Origin of the sequence: Vibrio sp. A11 (genome assembly GCF_013048705.1) — a bacterium.
Classification (GTDB): Bacteria; Pseudomonadota; Gammaproteobacteria; order Enterobacterales; family Vibrionaceae; genus Vibrio; species Vibrio metschnikovii.
Genome location: NZ_VHSI01000001.1, coordinates 164,293 through 184,353, shown reverse-complemented (window position 1 = coordinate 184,353; position 20,061 = coordinate 164,293). Strand labels below are relative to the sequence as shown.

Annotated in this window: 19 protein-coding genes; 7 read left to right on the top strand and 12 right to left on the bottom strand. The window is 41.9% G+C overall.

Going from position 1 to position 20,061, the window contains the following annotated elements; genetic code table 11:
* Window positions 1–53 precede the first annotated feature (53 nt).
* The 4 genes from FKQ60_RS00765 to potA all read right to left on the bottom strand — a co-directional run bounded on the left by FKQ60_RS00765 (window position 54) and on the right by potA (window position 3,935).
* Window positions 54–1,085, bottom strand: coding sequence for an extracellular solute-binding protein (locus tag FKQ60_RS00765; protein ID WP_040904305.1), 1,032 nt, complete (start codon window positions 1,083–1,085; stop codon window positions 54–56).
* Between the two features lie 105 nt (window positions 1,086–1,190).
* Window positions 1,191–1,961, bottom strand: a complete 771-nt coding sequence (gene potC / locus FKQ60_RS00760; RefSeq protein WP_004395273.1) for a spermidine/putrescine ABC transporter permease PotC — start codon at window positions 1,959–1,961, stop codon at window positions 1,191–1,193.
* Window positions 1,961–2,818 (bottom strand): spermidine/putrescine ABC transporter permease PotB, encoded by an 858-nt coding sequence (gene potB / locus FKQ60_RS00755; RefSeq protein ID WP_004395274.1) that lies wholly within the window; start codon window positions 2,816–2,818, stop codon window positions 1,961–1,963. The genes potC and potB overlap by 1 nt, the downstream gene beginning before the upstream one ends.
* Complete coding sequence (gene potA, locus FKQ60_RS00750; protein ID WP_040904817.1) at window positions 2,802–3,935, bottom strand: spermidine/putrescine ABC transporter ATP-binding protein PotA; 1,134 nt, start codon at window positions 3,933–3,935, stop codon at window positions 2,802–2,804. Before potA ends, potB begins: the two co-directional genes overlap by 17 nt.
* A 519-nt stretch (window positions 3,936–4,454) precedes the next feature.
* On the opposite strand from potA, the gene FKQ60_RS00745 reads away from it, so the two are divergent.
* The gene (locus FKQ60_RS00745; protein WP_004395276.1) at window positions 4,455–5,258 is read left to right on the top strand and encodes a hypothetical protein; all 804 of its coding nucleotides are present in this window, start codon (window positions 4,455–4,457) and stop codon (window positions 5,256–5,258) included.
* On the top strand, window positions 5,251–6,045 hold the full coding sequence (locus FKQ60_RS00740) for a glucosaminidase domain-containing protein (protein ID WP_170904807.1): 795 nt from the start codon (window positions 5,251–5,253) through the stop codon (window positions 6,043–6,045). The genes FKQ60_RS00745 and FKQ60_RS00740 overlap by 8 nt, the downstream gene beginning before the upstream one ends.
* A 71-nt stretch (window positions 6,046–6,116) precedes the next feature.
* Here the strand turns inward: FKQ60_RS00740 and ttcA are convergent, their stop codons facing one another.
* The 3 genes from ttcA to FKQ60_RS00725 all read right to left on the bottom strand — a co-directional run bounded on the left by ttcA (window position 6,117) and on the right by FKQ60_RS00725 (window position 9,046).
* Window positions 6,117–7,049, bottom strand: a complete 933-nt coding sequence (ttcA, locus tag FKQ60_RS00735) for a tRNA 2-thiocytidine(32) synthetase TtcA (RefSeq protein WP_004395278.1) — start codon at window positions 7,047–7,049, stop codon at window positions 6,117–6,119.
* Between the two features lie 141 nt (window positions 7,050–7,190).
* Window positions 7,191–8,138 (bottom strand): universal stress protein UspE, encoded by a 948-nt coding sequence (gene uspE / locus FKQ60_RS00730; protein ID WP_115152734.1) that lies wholly within the window; start codon window positions 8,136–8,138, stop codon window positions 7,191–7,193.
* Window positions 8,139–8,293: 155 nt separating this feature from the next.
* The gene (locus tag FKQ60_RS00725) at window positions 8,294–9,046 is read right to left on the bottom strand and encodes an FNR family transcription factor (protein ID WP_072669111.1); all 753 of its coding nucleotides are present in this window, start codon (window positions 9,044–9,046) and stop codon (window positions 8,294–8,296) included.
* 245 nt (window positions 9,047–9,291) lie between these two features.
* On the opposite strand from FKQ60_RS00725, the gene FKQ60_RS00720 reads away from it, so the two are divergent.
* The 3 genes from FKQ60_RS00720 (at window position 9,292) to FKQ60_RS00710 (ending at window position 12,481) form a co-directional block, all read left to right on the top strand.
* Complete coding sequence (locus FKQ60_RS00720) at window positions 9,292–9,489, top strand: hypothetical protein (protein ID WP_170905807.1); 198 nt, start codon at window positions 9,292–9,294, stop codon at window positions 9,487–9,489.
* Between the two features lie 121 nt (window positions 9,490–9,610).
* Window positions 9,611–10,726 (top strand): FIST N-terminal domain-containing protein, encoded by a 1,116-nt coding sequence (locus FKQ60_RS00715; RefSeq protein WP_170905966.1) that lies wholly within the window; start codon window positions 9,611–9,613, stop codon window positions 10,724–10,726.
* A gap of 9 nt (window positions 10,727–10,735) precedes the next feature.
* Window positions 10,736–12,481, top strand: coding sequence for an ATP-binding protein (locus tag FKQ60_RS00710; protein ID WP_170905965.1), 1,746 nt, complete (start codon window positions 10,736–10,738; stop codon window positions 12,479–12,481).
* A gap of 298 nt (window positions 12,482–12,779) precedes the next feature.
* On the opposite strand, the gene FKQ60_RS00705 is transcribed toward FKQ60_RS00710, so the two are convergent.
* Together FKQ60_RS00705 and matP are read right to left on the bottom strand one after the other, a co-directional pair.
* Window positions 12,780–13,097: a DUF3634 family protein gene (locus FKQ60_RS00705; RefSeq protein ID WP_158138443.1), complete on the bottom strand. Its 318-nt coding sequence runs from the start codon at window positions 13,095–13,097 to the stop codon at window positions 12,780–12,782.
* A gap of 5 nt (window positions 13,098–13,102) precedes the next feature.
* On the bottom strand, window positions 13,103–13,558 hold the full coding sequence (gene matP, locus FKQ60_RS00700) for a macrodomain Ter protein MatP (RefSeq protein ID WP_154168209.1): 456 nt from the start codon (window positions 13,556–13,558) through the stop codon (window positions 13,103–13,105).
* Window positions 13,559–13,723: 165 nt separating this feature from the next.
* Between matP and FKQ60_RS00695 the strand changes: the two genes are divergently transcribed.
* On the top strand, window positions 13,724–15,364 hold the full coding sequence (locus tag FKQ60_RS00695; RefSeq protein ID WP_004395284.1) for a Lon protease family protein: 1,641 nt from the start codon (window positions 13,724–13,726) through the stop codon (window positions 15,362–15,364).
* Between the two features lie 69 nt (window positions 15,365–15,433).
* Window positions 15,434–15,952 carry a bifunctional 3-hydroxydecanoyl-ACP dehydratase/trans-2-decenoyl-ACP isomerase gene (fabA, locus tag FKQ60_RS00690; RefSeq protein ID WP_170905849.1) on the top strand — a complete coding sequence of 173 codons (519 nt, stop codon included), beginning with the start codon at window positions 15,434–15,436 and terminating at the stop codon, window positions 15,950–15,952.
* 168 nt (window positions 15,953–16,120) lie between these two features.
* On the opposite strand, the gene rmf is transcribed toward fabA, so the two are convergent.
* The 3 genes from rmf to FKQ60_RS00675 form a co-directional block, all read right to left on the bottom strand.
* The gene (rmf, locus tag FKQ60_RS00685) at window positions 16,121–16,294 is read right to left on the bottom strand and encodes a ribosome modulation factor (RefSeq protein WP_040904313.1); all 174 of its coding nucleotides are present in this window, start codon (window positions 16,292–16,294) and stop codon (window positions 16,121–16,123) included.
* A 166-nt stretch (window positions 16,295–16,460) separates the two neighbouring features.
* Window positions 16,461–18,131 (bottom strand): DUF3466 family protein, encoded by a 1,671-nt coding sequence (locus FKQ60_RS00680; RefSeq protein ID WP_170905964.1) that lies wholly within the window; start codon window positions 18,129–18,131, stop codon window positions 16,461–16,463.
* Between the two features lie 8 nt (window positions 18,132–18,139).
* Window positions 18,140–20,059 carry an ABC transporter ATP-binding protein gene (locus FKQ60_RS00675; RefSeq protein ID WP_170905848.1) on the bottom strand — a complete coding sequence of 640 codons (1,920 nt, stop codon included), beginning with the start codon at window positions 20,057–20,059 and terminating at the stop codon, window positions 18,140–18,142.
* Window positions 20,060–20,061 lie beyond the last annotated feature (2 nt).

Here is a 20,061-nt window from a genome sequence, read left to right as displayed (position 1 = left end):
AGCTCACAAAAAAATAGGCAGCTAATGCTGCCCATTTACTTAAGCTCGTAGGTTTATAAACCTGATTTTAAACGCATAAAGTAGTTTTCATACTTAATGGTTTTGTCTCCCACCGCATCTTGCCACTCCACGCGATCTAAATCTTCTTGAGATGGGAATAGGGGGGCGATATCTTTGAACTTAGCGTTCGATTCCGCCACACCTGTTAAGTAGCCAGTATCACGAGAGATTTGCTCAGCGATTTCAGGGCGCAGTAAAAAGTCGATCATCTTATGGGCGGCGTCGACATTTTTCGCTCCTGAAGCAATGGCGAAGTTATCGACCCAACCAATACCGCCTTCTTTCGGGAAGATCAGTTTGATCGGTAATCCTTCATTTTGCGCTGCCGCTGCAGAGCCATTCCATAACATCCCTAAACCGACTTCACCAGCAAGATAGGGTGCAGCAGGGTTGTCAGAGTTAAACACCAAAACATTCGGCATTAATTTACGCAATTCAGCGTAGGCTTCATCAATTTGCTTATCGTCAGTGGTATTACCGGAATAGCCGAGTTTACGCAGAGCGATATGGAACACTTCGCGAGTATCGTCCATTAACATCAATTGTCTCGCCAGCTCTGGCTTCCATAGGTCACCCCAGCTTTGGAAATCATTCGGGTCATACATATCGGTATTGACCGCTAAACCGGTAATGGCGACCACATGCGGAATCGAGTAGTCGTTGTTCGGATCATAAGGTTTATTCAGGTAGTTAGCGTCTAAATTACTGAAATTAGACAGCTTAGACTTATCTATTTTCTGAATCATACCCTCATCACGCATTTTGGATACGAAATAGGTCGAAGGAACAATAAGATCGTAGCCCTGATTATGGGTTTTTAGTCTGGCGTATAAAGTTTCATTTGACTCATAAGTTGAGTAAATGACTTTGATACCGGTTTCACGAGTAAACTGTTCAAGGATATTACTGTTAATGTAAGGTCCCCAGTTCATGAAAACCAATTCTTTATCTTGCGCGATAGCTGAATTTGACAACAGTGAAAGCGCACATGCACTACCAGCTAATAAAGTAGCCCATTTTTTCATCGACGTTAGCTCCAAACCAAACGTTGCCCATTAGGGCGTTACATAGAGAAACAGAATGGTCATGGTGGCCATTCTGTTTCGTGTTTTTAACATGCAGTGAGTATATTACTTCACTTTTTCTCTGGCTAACAACTGTGAAGTGATCACAAGGATTAATGAAACCACTAACATCACAGTCGCTAACGCATTCACTTCCGGTGAAATCCCAACCCTAACCATAGAGTAAATCTTTAAAGGGAGAATTTCATAGGTTGGTCCTGTCACAAAAGAACTGATGATGACATCATCGAGTGACAAGGTAAAACTTAATAACCAACCAGCCGCAACGGCTGGCTTAGCAAGTGGGAAAATAATATTTTTCAATATAACCCATTCGCTTGCTCCGAGATCTTTTGCCGCTTCTAACATCTTCACATCAAAACCATTCAAACGGCTGTAAACCGTGACGACCACAAAGGGTAAGCAGAAGGTGATGTGCGCAATCAAAAGGGTTAGAAAGCCCAATTGAAAGCCGAGGACTAAAAACAGCGCCAGTAATGAAATTGCCATTACGATATCTGGTGACATCATGACAACAAACAGCATGCCATTGACCATTTTCTTACCTTTAAACTGGTAACGAAATAGGGCAACAGCCGTCAAGCTACCAATAATTGTCGCTGCGGTCGCTGAAAAGACCGCAATATTGATAGAGTGCCAGGCGGCTTGCATTAAGCTGTCATTATTAATCAAAGCATGATACCACTTGGTCGTGAAGCCACCCCAACGAATCCCAAAGCGGTTGTCGTTAAAAGAGTTCACAATCAAAACAATAATCGGTAGGTACAAAAATAAGTACACTAAGCTCATAAAGCTAAATCGAACTGTCTTTCCCATTAGCTTAGCTCCGATTTCTTATTCAAGAGTTTTCCTGCTCGATAGTACGCATAGAGCATGACGGCCATGGCTAAGGTGAGGGCAATACTTGTCGCCGCACCAAATGGCCAGTCTCGGGCGTTGAGCACTTGGCTCTTAATGACGTTACCGATCAATAAGTTTTTCGCCCCTCCCAGTAAATCAGAAATATAGAACATTCCTAATGCTGGTAGCAGTACCAGTAAACAACCGCCAATAATGCCGGGCATGGTTAAGGGTAAAATGACTTTAATCAGCGTTTGCAACTTGTTCGCACCAAGATCTCGTGCTGCTTCTATATAAGTATGATCGAGCTTCTCGATCGCAGAATAGAGAGGCAGAATCATAAATGGCAACAAGATATACACTAAACCAATCATTACCGCGGTTTCGGTGAACATGATACGGATCGGAGTATCGATGATGCCGATGCTTAATAATGCTTTATTCAAAATACCTTGAGTGCCCAAAACAATTTTTAATCCATAGGTACGGATCAGTGAGTTAGTCCAAAATGGAACAATCACTAAAAACAGCATAATAGGGCGCCATTTTTGTGGCATTTTGGCAACGATATACGCAAATGGATAGCCGACCACAAGGCAAATTAAGGTCGCCACGATAGCCATGTAAAATGAGTGCAGCATCACTCTGGCATAAATCGGATCCATTAAACGAAGATAGTTATCGAACGTAAAGGTAAAAGCGATTAAGTTCGATTCATCACGCGTTAAAAAGCTGGTCACAATGATCATCAGATTGGGGATCAGAACAAACAGCCCTAACCAGCCGACAATCAAAACAATAATTGCGTTTTGTAGATTAAGCTTGTTGCTCATCATTGAGGACGACCTCCCAGCTTTCAACCCAAGTGATGGCGACTTTCTGGCCGATAGAGTGGTCTACGTCTGGATCATCCTCGTTAAAGAATTCACTCACCATAACGCGCATGCCTGACTCTAATTCAACCACTGACTCTAACGTCATGCCTTTATAAGTACGATCGATAACATGACCAACAATACCCGCACTTTCTGATTCTTTGATCTCTTCAATGCGTAAATCTTCTGGACGCAGTAAGACTTGCAGTTTATCGCCGCTAGTCACGGGTTGATCATAATAGACAATCGCAGGAACGCCTTCGATCTGTACGTTAATGCACTTATCATCGATACGATCTTGAGTGACGGCATTAAATACGTTGATCTCACCGATAAATCGGGCAACAAATAGGTTTTTTGGCTCTTCATAAATTTCACGTGGTGAACCATCTTGCTCAATGCATCCATCGCGCATAACAATGATTCGATCCGACATGGATAAAGCTTCTTCTTGATCGTGAGTAACGAAGATGAAGGTTATACCCAGTTGACGTTGGAGTTGCTTCAGCTCGATTTGCATCTGTTTACGCAGTTTATAATCGAGAGCGGATAAAGATTCATCCAACAATAACACTTTAGGTTTATTGACCACGGCACGAGCAATCGCAATACGTTGTTGCTGACCACCAGAAAGCTGATGTGGCTTACGTTGCGCCATTTGCTCTAAACGAACCATGCGTAGGGCTTCCATTACTCGTGGTTCAATCTCTGCGCTTGGTACTTTCTGCATACGCAATCCGAAGGCTACGTTATCAAACACGGTCATATGAGGAAACAAGGCGTAACTTTGGAAGACCGTGTTGACATGCCTCTGCTCAGCAGGAACTTGAGTCACATCTTGACCGTCAAGTAAGATCTGGCCGTTATCGACCGTCTCAAAACCAGCAATCATTCGTAGTACGGTGGTTTTCCCACACCCTGATGGGCCAAGTATAGTTAAGAATTCACCGTGATTGACATCTAAATTCAGGTGAGAAATGATCTCTTTACCATCAAAGCTTTTGCTAATGCCAGATAGACGAATAACTGGCTTTCCTACCGAGTGTTGTTTGTTCAACGTCTGTTTTTCTCCCACAGTGGTTGTATACCCAAAAAATGGCAAAAACGTCGTTGAATGGCTAATGGTTCATTCAAACAATCGTCCTTAACTTTTTTGAGTATAGGAGCGTGATATACAGTGCATTATTATTCCCGTTTAGCTTAAAGTGGCAGCAGACGTTGCCATCACTCTCGGTTGTTCGGGTATAACACGAAAACCAGTCATAAATCAGAATCATACTTGGTGTACTTATACATCCAATTTATACACTGGTTATACCTTTTCAAAGGGCGCATCATAATTAGCATACCCGACGAAATCAAAGTATTTTCTTATCTTGAAACAGAAAAAATTTTGCATCGTTGAGTGATGATTCTTTACCATGACCTGTTAACGAATAATAAAGGCTTTTAAGTGGTCAATTATCAGCCATATGAAGCATAAAGCAAGCTGAGTTTGACAGTAAGATTTTAGACTCGACGGTATTTCAGTATAATGAAAAACTATCTCCATTTGTTTCGAAAGCATTTTTGACAGGCCAAACTAGGGCGAATTATGAGCAATAATATCGAGAAAGATTTTAACTTAGGGGGAACGTTGGAACGCGCTCTTTCTGGTGATTACCAACTTAAGATAGGTGAGGTACTAAAAGAAGCATGGGATTGTACCCTGAAACACTTCCTGTCTTTTTCTCCTGCCATTGTTATTTTGGTCGTGATCCAATTGGCGATTTTTATCATTGCCTTCAGATTAATGGTCGGCGATCCGTCGGTCATCTTTTCTTTATTTGCTCAAGAGGGCAATATCCCTCCGGGCGTTATTCAAGGGATTTTGATTGCTAACTTTAGTTACGAAGTAGTCAGTGCTCCGATTTATGCTGGCGTGAGTTTAATGGCCATGAGTCATGCTGCCGGGCTTAAAACTAGGACCAATCATATTACTAAAGGGTTGCAGTTCACCATACCAGTAATTATTGCTTCATTATTGAGCCTAGTACTACAAGGGGTTGCCGGGATGGTTTTCCCACTCCTCTCGATGTATTTTTCACTGGCTTTTAGTAATTCGATTTTACTGATCTGTGAAAAGAAAGTTCCCCCGATGCAAGCACTGTGGCTATCATTACGTGCAGTGAACAAAAAACTGCTACCTTTAGCGGGCATCTACGCTTTACTGATGTTGATGTTCGTAGCTGCCGTCCTGTTTTATGGTATTGGCTTAATCTTTGTTCTGCCTTTCTTTTTTCATGTGAAAGGCATTATTTACCGTAATATGTTTGGTATTCGTTTACAAATCGTTGCCACGAAGAAAACCAATAGCGATGATGATCATGATGCAAATTCACAAATTTTTAATGCGTAAGCGCTTTATCCTCATAGGGTTAGCGATGGTGTTGATTGGATTGAGTCTTTATTACTCAACCCGGACTGCTGATCACCCTTCGGTTGAGTTAACCGGCCATGCAGTATCAGCAGCCCCTGATTTTTCATCGATAACGGATATAGCAGAGAAAAAAGAGGCATTTTTTTCTTACTTAAGACCTGGAGTTGCGTTTGAGAACCAACGTATTTTACAAGAAAGGCAACAATTGCAACGACTAGCTACCCGTTTTCAGCAAGGCAAACTGTCAGCCAAAGATAAGACACTGGCGGCTCAATTGGCTGAACAATACGGTTTAGCACTGAATAAGGGAAATCGACTGAGTAGTGAATGGCTGAATGGTATGTTACAGCGTGTTGACGTTTTACCAGAAGCGTTAGTGCTGACTCAAGCTGCTAATGAGTCCGCCTGGGGAACTTCGCGTTTTGCTATTGAAGCGAATAACTATTTTGGTCAGTGGTGCTATTCTCCGGGCTGTGGGGTAGTACCAGCAGCAAGAGGCGCAGGAATGACCCATGAAGTTGCCAAGTTTTCTTCGGTGCAAGAATCGATTCATCGTTATTTTATGAATGTGAATCGTAACGCGGCTTATCGTGATTTGCGCAATATTCGGCAACAGCTGCGTAAAAATGACGCAAATTTATTCAGTGTGGATAGTGCGCTGGCTTTGAGTAATGGATTATTGCGTTACTCTGAGCGTGGCGCGGATTATGTGCAAGATGTACAGGCGATGATCCGCCATAATCAAGTTTATTGGGTAGAGCAATAACCTGAAAATACCAATAAGGCTGCCCAGTGGCAGCCTTATTGGTATCCGTTCAACTGGTTATCAACAACATGCTACAAGTTAGTCACGTCTAATTTTAATGCAGGATCAAACGGTATCACTGTATCGTCTTCATCGAGAATAGGCTGTGGGACGGGTTCTTTATCAAAACCAATGTCACCACCATTAATGACGCCAGAATCACGATTGATCGATTTAAAATCAAATAATTCAAAGTCGGCAAGATGGCTAGGCACGACATTTTGCATGGCTCTAAACATGGTTTCTATACGACCAGGAAACTGTTTATCCCAAGCATTAAGCATCTGCTTAATATTTTGGCGCTGCATATTAGGCTGCGAACCACATAAATTGCAGGGAATGATAGGATAAGCGCGATGGTTTGCGTATTTGATGATGTCTTTTTCTCTGCAGTAAGCAAGAGGGCGAATCACCACATGCTCGCCATTGTCAGAGACTAACTTAGGTGGCATCCCTTTCATTTTTCCGCCATAGAACATATTCAAAAACAAGGTTTCAATAATGTCATCACGGTGATGGCCTAAAGCAATTTTAGTGGCCCCTAACTCCTTCGCTGCGCGATATAAAATACCACGGCGTAGGCGAGAACACAGAGCGCACGTGGTTTTACCTTCGGGAACTTTATCTTGTACGATGGAATAGGTGTCTTCTTCAATGATCTTATACTCAACGCCTAATTCTTGAAGGTATTCAGGTAGAATATGTTCAGGAAATCCGGGTTGTTTTTGATCAAGATTGACAGCGATGAGTGAGAAGGTGATCGGTGCACTTTTTTGCAAACTCATCAGAATGTCGAGCATCGTGAAGCTGTCTTTGCCTCCCGATAAACAGACCATGATTCGGTCGCCATCTTCAATCATATTAAAGTCAGCAATAGCTTGCCCCGTATTACGACGAATACGTTTTTGTAGCTTATTGAAATTATAATGTTGGGCTTTAGTCAACTCTTGAGTTTGCTCTGTCATTGGCTTTCGTTCTTTAATCTTCCACACAAAATGAAGTGCGTATAATACGGATCTACTGACAAGATGCCAGTATTAAGCATGCCCGATAACAAAAAATCCCCAACCAAGGGGATGGGGACTTATAAATAGCAAACAGAGTGTTTAGCTAGCGATGTTAGGATCAAGAGGACTAATATACCCAGCGGGTTTTAGGGCAAGGACATCACAGTTGATTTTATCAATGACTTGTTCAGCGGTATTACCAATAAAGACGGCTGAAAGTCCAGTTCGCCCTGTCGTTCCTAAAATGACCATCGCCGCATCAAGCGTTTTGGCTGCCTCGGGAATAACATCTTCAGGTAAACCTTGTTGAACAATAGTTTGGCTTTCATCTAAACCATGTTTTTGTCTTAGTGCTTTCATCGATGTGAGGTGATGGCCACGAACGGCATCAGTATAAGTGGTCGGGTCAAACTCAGGTAGCTCAATCGTAATATTGGCTGGCGTTACCGGGTAAGCATTAACTAAATAGGGCGATGCCCCAAGACGTTGAGTTAAATTGAGTAATTGTTCGACCATGATATCGTTGAGCTGAATATGAGTATCAACCTCTGACCCCACGTGAACAGAGGCGATAATATTCGCATTCTCAGGCCAGTGACTGTGTTTAACCAGTAAAACAGGAGTCGGGCATTTGCGCAGTAGATGCCAATCAGTAGGAGTAAATATTACTGATTCCAATACATCATGTTTATGAGTGCCTTTGATAAGAATATCATGTTGACCAGAGAAGACTTCTGCAATGATCGCCTCGTAAGGACGATTGTGCCAAACCACCTTTACATCAAATTGAATGGATGAATCGATATAAGGTTCAGCAACGCTTCTCATCCATTGTTCTCGTTGTTGAATCACGCCTCTGCGCATCGCATCTCGTTCATCAATAGAAAGCATCGAAGTCATGTCATAAGAAAAATCATAAATCGACATAAAGAAAGTGATATGACTCGGGGATTGGCTTTTTGCTGCTAGCTGAACTGCTCTGGCTAATGCCGGTTGTTCATCGTGATTAATGTCTGCAACAACTAATATTTTGCTATAGATACTCATAACAAACTCCTTGTTTGTGGAGGAGGTCAATAACTCACAGACCTTAGAGATACTTTAACGCAGTTGGAGAGAGAGTTTTAGTGAAGAGAGTCAGTTTTTTAAGAAAAGTATGATGCAGCTCATCAAAGTGCTGCATCATCGCCATGAATCAAGAATTACTTGCTGTCTTTCGATACACCCGCTAATTGCATTAAAGCGTCATGATCTAAAATTGTGATGTATTTGCCTTTCACGCTAAGCATTTCTGATTTTTGAAAACGTCCCAGTAAACGACTGATAGTTTCTACGGTTAAGCCTAAGTAATTGCCAATGTCACCACGAGTCATGGTTAAACGGAATTCGCGAGGGCTAAATCCTCGTTGAGAAAAACGCGTTGATAGATTATACAAGAAGGCCGCCAATCTCTCTTCGGCATTCTTTTTTGAGAGTAATAGGATCATCTCTTGATCGCCCTTAATCTCGTTACTCATCAAACGCATAATTTGTTGGCGTAACTTAGGCATTTTTCCAGAAAGGTCATCTAAGATTTCATACGGTATTTCACAAACCATTGAGGTTTCTAATGCCTGAGCAAAACTTGGATGAGAGTCGCCAGTGATGGCATCGAACCCAACCAAATCACCGGCAAGGTGAAAAGCGGTAATCTGTTCATCACCTTGTTCAGTGATGGTATAACTTTTAATGGTTCCTGAACGAATCGCGTACAGAGAGCGAAGTTCATCACCGGCTTTGAAGAGCGCTTGTCCTTTTTGAATCGGCTTTTTACGCTCAATAATTTGGTCAAGCTGGTCCAGTTCTGATTCGTTCAGTGTAAACGGAATGCAAAGTTGACTGATACTACAGTCTTGACAATGAATGGCGCAGCCACCAGATTGAATACGCTTTGCCGCAGGCTTTTCAGAAATCATAACAACCTTTCACTAAATTGATGTACATCAAGAATTCTAGCATTCATTATCGTCAAAGGATAGTGATCCATAAACAACTAAAGAGAGTAAGCACAGTTAATATTGGTAATCGGTATCATGGTCACGGACGTTAACATTTAAAAGCGGATGTAGTACTCTCTTCTTTCTATTTACATACCCACGATGAGCACTGCAAGACCAAGTTACTGATTCGGTTAGTCATTGATGATAAAGGACACCCTCTAATGCCAGCAGAAAAACTGACAAAAAACAAGCTGATTCAAATAATCGTTATGTTAACTATTCTGATATCGGCATTCACCTGGCGCACTATAACTCATTATTCAACAGATAAAGAAGCCGCTAAAGAACACCCAACGTTAAAAAATGAGTCTATCGATCACGAAAACACCCAATCCTTGCAGTACAAAGACAGTCAATAAAAAAGTATCGTGTTAATATTGCATCATTAACGCATCTTTATTAGTTTGATATATGCAATTTACTACCACTTTTACTCATGCCACGAGACCTGAAGACGCAATAGGGCAGTTAGCAGAAACATTGAAAAAAGATGGCTTGTCCAACCTAATTTGCTACTACTCACAAGAGTATTCCGCGAAGCAGATACAGCAAGAACTTCGCCTACATTTTCCAGGAATCCCATTTATTGGCTGTTCTTCATGCCAAGCGATCATGACTGATAAAGGATTTCATATCGGGCCTGTTGTGGCTTTAATGGCTATTTATGACTGCTCTTATAGTGCGTATGGCACTGGTTTAGTCGAGTTAGGTCAAGAGGATGATCGGCAAGCCGCTTATGTCGCTATTCAACAAGCTTTGCGACAAGCGAATAGAATTGGTGAAGTACCAAGCTTAATTCTGTTGCATTCGACACCCGGCCATGAAGAGGCATTTATTGATGCGATTGATGCAACCTTTGGCACTCACGTTCCTATTATCGGTGGGAGCGCAGCTGATAATCATATTCAAAAACAATGGTCTATCATTACCCAACAGGGATGGAGCTCTAATGGCATAGCTTTGCAGCTATTTTTTCCATCTAAGCCACTAACCTCGGGTTTTAGTGCTGGTTATTCACCGACTGAGTTTGAAGGCGAAATTACCCAAGCTAGCCATCGATGTATTCAGAGTATTGATGGTGAGCCAGCCTCGGCTATTTATAAAGAGTGGATCAGCGATCACTCCAATATTCAATTTAACGATCGACATCTGTTTGAGCATGTGACTCGATTTCCTTTAGGAAGAGTGGCCGGATATGTTAATCAACAGCCTTACTATAAATTGTGTCATCCTATTCAAATGCTCAATGATGGATCGCTTGAACTATTTGCTACGATTAATGAAGGCGAAAAAATAAGTTTGATGACCGGTTCAAAAGAACAGCTACTCAATCGAGCATCACGAGTGATCCAAGATGCAAATACACAAAACTATCATGAGTCATTACTGCTCGGCTCGATTATCATCTATTGTGCAGGGGCAATGCTCCGTCTAGGAGAAGATGTACAACTCGTTCATAAAAAACTGGTCGAGCAAATGCATGGTCAGCCTTTTATTTGTCCATTCACTTTTGGTGAACAGGGACGTTTTATTGGTGGCGAGAATGCCCACGGAAATTTAATGATAGCATCGGTTATCTTCTATGAGTCAGAATAGACAAAGATGATAGAACAAGACAAAAATGAGCAGCTGAGTGAGGTGCTACTTGAGTTAGAGAGAAGTAAAGAGAGAGAGCTTCGCTTAGCGGAAGAGAACCGTGTTATTCTCAGCGCCATATCGGCGCTTAGTCATGCTGATAATAAATATCAGATATTTGAAGAGCTTAAAAACGTCCTTCATCGATATATTAACTTTGATGATTTTATTGTTATTGCTAAAAACACGCCAAATTCGTTATTTTCAACATTTCTGTCCTCGAATATCGCGTTTCAAGGCAAGCAGTGGCTTAATGGTGATAAATTTCAACGAGTATTACAAGGCGAGTGTATTATCCTATTTGAGCCCACCAAGCTTGCCGAATTTCAAAATCTTAATCCATTTCTTCAAAACACAATAAACTCCGCGTTAATCACGGGTATCCAAACGCAAACCAGCGATTCCGTATTACTGCTTTTAGGCAGTAGGAAAGGGCAGTTTAGTTTAGAGACTAAAGCAACGTTGCAACGTTTTCGTCCACTCCTCGAGCGGGCTATTAACGATATTGAACATAAAGAAGAATTGCAAAGCTTAGTGCGTATAAAAACTCATGAACTCTATATTGCACAGCAGCAAGCAGAACATGCTAACCAAGCTAAGTCGCAATTTTTAGCGATGATGAGTCATGAGCTGAGAACGCCGCTCAATGCTGTTTTAGGGTTAATTGATATTTTGCGAGAAGACTCTAATCACTCTCAACTTGAGTTATTAGAACAAATGGAAAATTCAGCAGAACTTCTGTTAGTGATCATCAATGATATTCTTGATTTAAGTCGCATAGAATCAGGGCACTTTAAGTTACATCGTCACTGGGTTCATTTGCACAAGAAGCTTGTTCATGCTTTGTCTTATCATCATAAAGCGTGTGTTGCTAAAGGGATCCGCTTTAATGTTCGAACATCAATTTGTGATCATTATGAATATTGGGTTGATCCTGTACGTTTAATGCAAATACTGTTCAACGTGATTGGTAATGCGATCAAATTCACCGAAGCAGGCTCTGTTGATGTCCGGTTAAGTACCGCAAGAAATGAGTTGGTCATCCATGTCGAAGACACCGGAATTGGAATTGAGCCTGAGCGAATAGAACACTTGTTTTCTCCATTCATTCAAGCCGATAGCTCTATTACTCGTCATTATGGTGGCACAGGGCTTGGCTTAGCGATTACTAAACACCTTGTAGAATTGATGAAAGGAACGATTTCAGTCAGCAGTTCTTTAGGACAAGGCAGCCATTTTACCATCCGTCTTCCCGTCAATTCACGACAAACAAATAGCATTAAGATTGATCCCCTTGAACCTATTTTAAAACAAGCCTCCAGTAGTCAGAGTAGCCAAGGACATATCTTAGTTGTTGAAGATACCAAAACTAACCAAATGGTCATCCAGTTAATCTTATCGCGCATGGGTTACAACGTCACCATGGTGAGTGATGGACAACAAGCCGTATCATTAACAGAAACAGAAACAGAAACTAGCCATGCATTTGATTTGATTCTTATGGATATCTCGATGCCAGTGATGGATGGAATTGAAGCGACGAAAATCTTGCGTAGTAAGAATATCCAGACACCGATCATCGCGCTTACGGCCCATGCAATGCAAGATGATCACGCGACATTTCGACAAGCGGGCATGAATGATGTGGTTTTAAAACCCATTCGTAGCCAAGAATTACAACGCATTATTAAACAGTATTTAAATCCTCAAGAATAATTACCATATTGTTCAATGTGCAAACATGAACCAATATGGTAATTATATACTTTATGGTAAATAGACTTATGTTTAATACAATAAGCAAAAGGAAGAATAGGAGCGCTGTAAGGATAAGTCTCGTGTATCTGCATGTATGTTATTTAACATAATATACATAATGCGCACTTAAGGGTGAGTGTTAAAAGGGAACATTCAATCGTGGATTGACCCTGAACACCCAATTTTCGACTCAGCTTTTTCTCCATTAGCTACTCCTGTGTATTGCCCCGTATTTCGTTATTTCGTGCGTAAAAAGCTATCGACCTTTTTTGGCTTTTGGTCCTGATATCTTAAAGCCTTGATGAGGAAATACATTACGAATCCGTTGTTGAACTTTTTTAGGTACTTGTTTGGAGAAGATAAGTTTCATGCCGGTTCTTTGATGGTAAACCTTCATCTGACCATCAAATGGCGTTGTCTCTGCTATCTCACAGACATTATGTTTAAAAGTAGCTGGGAAATGCCCCTTGCTTGCTACTATGTGCCCTGATTTGAAGGTAACTTTTAAAATTGGTCTATCGACCGCGACTAACCAAAAAATGACGATTGCCGCAATAACAATAACATACAGCATTTCATTTACTCCTCATTGGACAACAACTTATTAAGATCTTCTTTTAAACTGCTCACCGCGCGGCTTGCTTTTTCACTACGTGATGCTTCACTGAGTAGATACTCAATCGCATCTGATAAAGTGCAACCGAGTTCGTTAGCTCTTGAGGATAATTTTTCCCATACGCGATAATCGAGATCAATCGACTTTTTACGAGTGTGCAACTGTTCAGCATTAAAATGCCTTTTGCGCTTAGCACGAATGGCTTGTTTTAACTTGTTTTCTAGCTCGGGAGCCATATGTTGTGCGATCCAATCGAGTACTAAGGTGGGTTCATACTCAATAGATTTGAGCTTTACTATCGCGTTTTCCACTTCACTACGATCAATATGGCAAGTAATTTGCTCACCATCTTTCCATTTTTTTATTAAATACTGCCATTTCCAACCACATTCCAGATTTTCGAGTTGTTGATATTTCATAGTCGGCAAAGTCCATATAAAAGCATAGTGACAGGGTAACCCAACCTTTGCTGAGTTTCAATCATAGCAATAAAAATGCTCTAATGAGTATTCCTGATAACAAAGCTATTCGTAGTCAGGGTTTTTCTATATAATTTCAATCCTTTTAATCACTTCGATGACTCAATGACACAAGATATCTGGCGTTTAGTAACGCCCCAGTATGACGATTTTAATGAACCGCTGGCTCAGTTTGCGCAATTAACGGCGGTGCCGTTTTTCGACACTCAACCAAGACTGTTACAAGCGATTGAACGTTTCATACATATACAGGGTTTTAGCCGAGTTCTGCTGATCAATGCGCCAGATAACTCCATTTATCGTTGTTTGATTCAAGAGCATCTTGAAAATACTCATCGTGTACCAGTAGTCAGAACTGAAACGCTCGACATGACCATGTTATTTGGGCAAGTCACCGCTAAAAATGGTCAAGTTATTGATCAAACTCATGGGTTATTAGCACAAGCGGATAATGGTTATTTGATTATTTCAGCGAATCTCTTGCTTGCTAACCCACTCTGCTGGCCAATGTTAAAAGCGGCGGTACTCGGTGAACCCGTATCCCCTATTAACGTGAGTAAAAAATCGCTGCTGCAGACCCCTATCAATCAATCTTATAACATTAAATTGATTGTTGTCGGTGATCGTCATCAACTCGGTGATATCGATTTTCTCGATTCAGACATTCATGCTGGATTATGTCTGTTTAGTGAAATGGAACTCGACATTAAAATTGAAAATGATCGCATGCTGACCTATTTAGGTTATCTACGTTGGTTAATTCAACGCTATGATTTACCTTTACTTACCGCAGAGGCGATTAAAACAGTGATGACTGCGGGGGCTCGTTATACAGAGGATCAGCATTATGCGCCACTCTGTGTCATGTGGCATCGCTCACTACTCGAAGAGTCTGCTATTGAGTCTCAAGGGCAAACGATTGAACAGCAGCACGTGGAACAGGCTATCCATCAACGTTACTATCGTGCCTCTTATCTTCCAGAACGAGCATTAGATGACATTCTTGATGGGCAAGTGATTATTGAAACACAAGGTGAACATGTTGGACAAGTCAACGGACTTACGGTTATTGATGTTGCTGGCCATCCGACATCTTACGGCGAGCCAGCGCGAATTTCATGTGTGATTCATTTTGGCGATGGTGATATTGCTGATGTTGAACGTAAAGTTGAACTGGGCGGTAATTTACACGCTAAAGGAATGATGATTATGCAAGCCTTTGTCAGCAGTGCTCTTCATCTTGATGTGCCATTACCTTTCTCTGCTTCCGTGGTCTTTGAGCAATCATACAGTGAGGTGGATGGCGATAGTGCTTCGCTGGCCGAATTGTGTTCTTTAGTCAGTGCGTTATCAGAATATCCGATTGATCAACAAATTGCTGTCACTGGCGCGGTTGACCAATTTGGCCGAGTTCAAGCCGTGGGAGGTTTGAATGAAAAAATTGAAGGCTTTTACCGAGTTTGTCAGCATCATGGTTTTACGGGGCAGCAAGGGGTTATCCTTCCTAAAAGTAACTTAAAACATCTCGCCCTGCACTCTCAAGTCGTAGAAAGTATTAAGAACGGTGAGTTTAATATCTGGCCTGTCTCTACGGTGGATGAAGCTATCCCTATTTTGATGAACAAGCCATTTAGAGGCGATGATCAAGAAAGCGTGATCAGCAAAATTGCCGAACGTATTGAATTTTTTGAAAAACATATTCAAACACCCGGAATAGTCGAAAGAATAAAAAATTGGTTTATCTAACACTGATCGGAGTTGTTTAGCGTACATGCGTTCACTAACATGCTTCCTATCTGAAATTGGAGTAGTACTATGCACAATAAACGTGACTCATATAATCGTGAAGATCTTCTAGCCTCAAGCCGTGGTGAACTATTTGGTGAAGGTTATCCTCAACTGCCCGCCCCTAATATGTTGATGATGGATCGTGTGAGTAAAATGTCAGAAACAGAAGGCGATTTTGGAAAAGGACTCATTCTCGCTGAATTGGATATCTCTCCTGATCTTTGGTTTTTTGATTGTCATTTCCCGGGTGACCCGGTTATGCCCGGCTGTTTAGGTCTAGATGCTATGTGGCAATTGGTTGGTTTCTTTCTCGGCTGGGTTGGCGGAAAAGGCAGAGGAAGAGCGTTGGGCGTTGGTGAAGTCAAATTTACCGGACAAATCTTACCAACGGCAAAGAAAGTGACCTATGAGATCCACATGAAGCGAGTCGTCAATCGTAAGTTAGTCATGGGCCTCGCTGATGGTAAAGTCTTCGTTGATGGCAAAGAAATTTACGTTGCCAAAGACTTAAAAGTAGGTCTTTTCCAAGATACGTCAGCTTTTTAAAGCCACTTTTATCTAGGTAGTTTAAGAATGAAGCAGCTCTTATGGCTGTTTTATTCTTAATAAATAAATTAAGTTATAGTGCATTAGATGGATGGTTTATTGTATGGCGTTTATGCAAGATAATAAAAAGCCCCTTTCGGGGCTTAGAACCATGTTGTATGTGGCAAATTATTTGTAGAGACCTGAGTGTTTATCATCTCTGGCGTCACGCCAACCACCTAGCCAATATGAGCGAGCATCTGTTTGTTGATAAGGGCACTCCTCAGGAGAACGTCCGTTCAATCCTGCTTTGTATCCTTGAGATTGCGCTCTTTCCAGGCGATCACGCTTTTGTCTCTTCATAGTGCAGTCCTCATACAGTAACTTGTTTCTAACGTACAACTATTAAAATGATGTGGTGTTTTTATGACCACATCATTAAGAATCGACCAAAAGCGCCCCTTTCTCAAGCAATAAAAAAGGCATAAGTCCAAAATTGTGAACCTATGCCTCGTTTGACAAATTTTAACTATTTACTACGGAACCAAAGTAAGCCGCCAAGAATCAAAGACCACAATCCCAGTCCAGCGCCATTACGCTCTACCACTAGATCATCCATACCTCGAGGAGAGATGTCCTCATGGGTCTTGCCTGCAATTGGCACCAATTTAACCGCGACCGTTTTCTCTTGTCCTTTCCCTGCGCCACATTGGGCATTATGCGCAGTCGAGTCATAACCACCCGTACATTTTAGTGCAGTGGCCGCGATTACACCGGCATCATTAATATCGTTAGCCGCAATAATTCGATATTGGTTATTATTAGAAAACTCACTACCATTGGTTAAATCATCCAATAACCACGCCCGATTGTTGAAAATGGCTTGACGCTCAGGAACACTACCTTGCTCTAAAGTGCCATAAGGATAGATAAACCCTCGCTTACGACGCGGTTTTCCGCCCACTTCACGAGTTTCTTCGGTATCAATCTGACCGACGATTTCATTAAAGTTATTAATGGCCCCCGCTTTGCCTCCTGCTCCAGCAAAAAAGAGACTGCCATTTAAGAAATTGGCTTTAGGATCGTTAATATCTGGAACAACAAATAAGCGATTTGCGTAAGCTCCACTTTCAGCGCGAGATAATTTAGCCTCACCAATCGCAATACCATGCTCATTGACTGCCGTTAATAGCGAATGAGAGTGAATAAAATCACCGCCAGTACCGTTTTCTCGTACGGTTGCTCCAGTAACCGGCTTAGTAATCCAATTGCTTTCTCCCACTTTTACCGAAGAAACGCTGGCTTGCATAAAATTACGGTCATCATAGAAGGTGTTATAACCTACCGCGTAAATATTACCGTCTTTGATCGTAACATCTCGCAGACTACCTTGAGCTAAACGATTATCTCGTTCTGGATTTGTCGTTTGCCAAGGGATTTCCGTTATTGTACCTGAGCTGTCCCAAATTGCGCCTTTGGAGGTATAAAAGTTACCTTGGTTATTTGTTTTTTCGTGAGCGATACTTCCGACCGTGTAAGTTCCATCGGTTTTCCAAGCGCGAGTTTGCAAGCCAGCATCGATATTAATACTAGTATTGGCAACTAATGCTTTCACCGAGTTACGTCGTGAACCAGTAACATAACCGGCCGCAATTTTAATTCCGATAGGCTTTGCATCTGAAGTTAAACTATTGACGACGACATTCTTAGTTTCATCAATGGGGGTCGCTTGACCTTCAACAAAAGCGATAGCGTTTGGCGTTTGATCGCCATTGATTTCTTTCTTCCAAATATTCCAACGAATGTCTGCCCAAGTTTCGCAAATCGCATAGCGTAGTTCCGAACGGCAATAACGCTCAAAATCTCTTGCATCATCTTGTACATAGATAAATCCGTTATCTATCCCAAATGGTGCTTCTTCACGGTAACTGAGACCGTCGATAGCTTGTCCAGCATGGGTGGCGACAAGGCGAGTTTCACCGGCAAGTTTAAACGATGATTCACAATTATTATCGGCAAAACAACCTAATGGCTTATCATCGGCAACATTACCCGGTTGAATCGCGACTCCATAAACACTTTCAAAAGCAAAAGTAGTTTGAGGTTTAACCTCAATCACTTGATACAGTGCCGCTGAGGCTGATGTGGTTGACAGAATCATCGCGCTGATCGCTGTCAGCTTAAACATGTTACTACTTATTGGTTTCATTAACTTTCCTGTTGCATCGCTTCAAGCTCTTCCCAACGCTCAAAAGCTACTTCGAGCGCCTGCTCAGTGGCCGCTAGCTTATCTAATATCGGTTGTGTGTGCTCTACAGGCTGGCTGAAAAAATCAGCGTCATTGATTTGCAGCTGTAGCGTCTCAATCTCAGTTTCAAACTGTTCAAGTTTGGCAGGCAGTTCTTCTAACTCACGCTGCAACTTATAAGATAACTTTTTAAGTTTCGGTTTTACTTCGCTGGCTTTATCTGGTTTATCAACAGCTTTAACTGATTTTATCGGCTCAACATCCGCAAGGCGAGCCTGTAAGACCTGCTGTCGCTGCTGCTGCGCATCATGATATCCGCCAACGAACTCTTCAATAACGCCATTACCCTCAAAAATCCAACTGGTGGTCACGGTATTGTCGACAAACTCACGATCGTGGCTCACCAATAATAATGTACCCTGGTAATTGGCAAGCAAATCTTCTAAAAGTTCCAATGTTTCGATATCTAAATCGTTGGTTGGTTCATCGAGCACCAATAAGTTATTGGGTTTTAGGAAAATCCGCGCCAGTAGTAAGCGGTTTTTCTCACCACCAGATAAGGCTTTCACCGGCGTTCGAGCCCGTTTAGGCGCGAAGAGAAAATCTTGCAGGTAACTTAACGCATGACGTGGTCGCCCTGCAACCATCACCTCTTGTTTACCATCAGCAAGGTTATCAATCACCGATTTCTCAGGATCGAGCAGCTCTCGATATTGATCAAAGTAAGCGACTTCAAGTTTGGTACCACAATGCAAACGGCCACTGTCAGCGGTCAGCTCACCGAGCAACAGCTTTAATAAGGTACTTTTACCACAGCCATTTGGACCAATGAGGGCGATTCTATCGCCACGCATGATATTAAAGCTGAAATCGTTAACAATCGATTTGCCATCAATCGAATAACACAGATTTTCCGCTTCGAAGACAATTTTGCCTGAGCGAGAACCATCATCAATCTTAAGGTTAACCTTGCCCTGCACTTCACGTCGCTGACTGCGTTCTTCACGAAGTTTTTTCAAGGCTCGCACTCGTCCTTCATTACGAGTACGACGTGCTTTAATACCTTGGCGGATCCATACTTCTTCTTGAGCCAATTTTTTATCAAATTCAGCATTTTGCATTTCTTCAACGCGTAATTGATCTTCTTTTTCAACTAAATATTGATCATAGTTACCGGGGAAAGAATTCAACTTGCCGCGATCTAAATCGACAATGCGCGTTGCCATCGATTTGATAAAGGTTCGGTCATGAGAAATAAAAATAATCGAACCACGAAAATCTTTCAAAAAGCCTTCTAACCATTCGATGGTCGTCACATCCAAATGGTTAGTGGGTTCATCAAGCAATAACACATCCGGCTCGCACACTAAGGCGCGAGCTAAAGCGGCTTTACGCTGCCATCCACCGGATAAATCGGTAAGCTTAGTTTGCCCATCCAATTTCAGAGCGGTCAGCACATTATTGATTCTATCTTCAAAGCGCCACGCACCGGTGTGATCCAGTTGCTCTTGAACCGCCGATAATTTTTTAATATTGGCGTCGGTGGGTGAATGCGTGACAAGATCCAAAAGATCTTGGTAGATCCTAAGCTGTTCTCCTGCTTCAGCTAAACCACCGGCAACATAATCATACACTGTGCCTTGTTGATCACGAGGAGGATCTTGCTCTAAACGTGAGACTACCACATCTTGCATGATCTGCATCTTACCGTCATCGAGTAAGATTTCTTTTGCCAACACTTTCATTAATGTTGATTTACCCGCCCCATTACGCCCTACAAGACACACACGTTCGTTTTCCTGCAGTGCAAAATCAGCCTGATCAAGTAAAGGATGATCACCGAACGCCAGCAACCCATTATGAATGGTAATTAATGCCATGT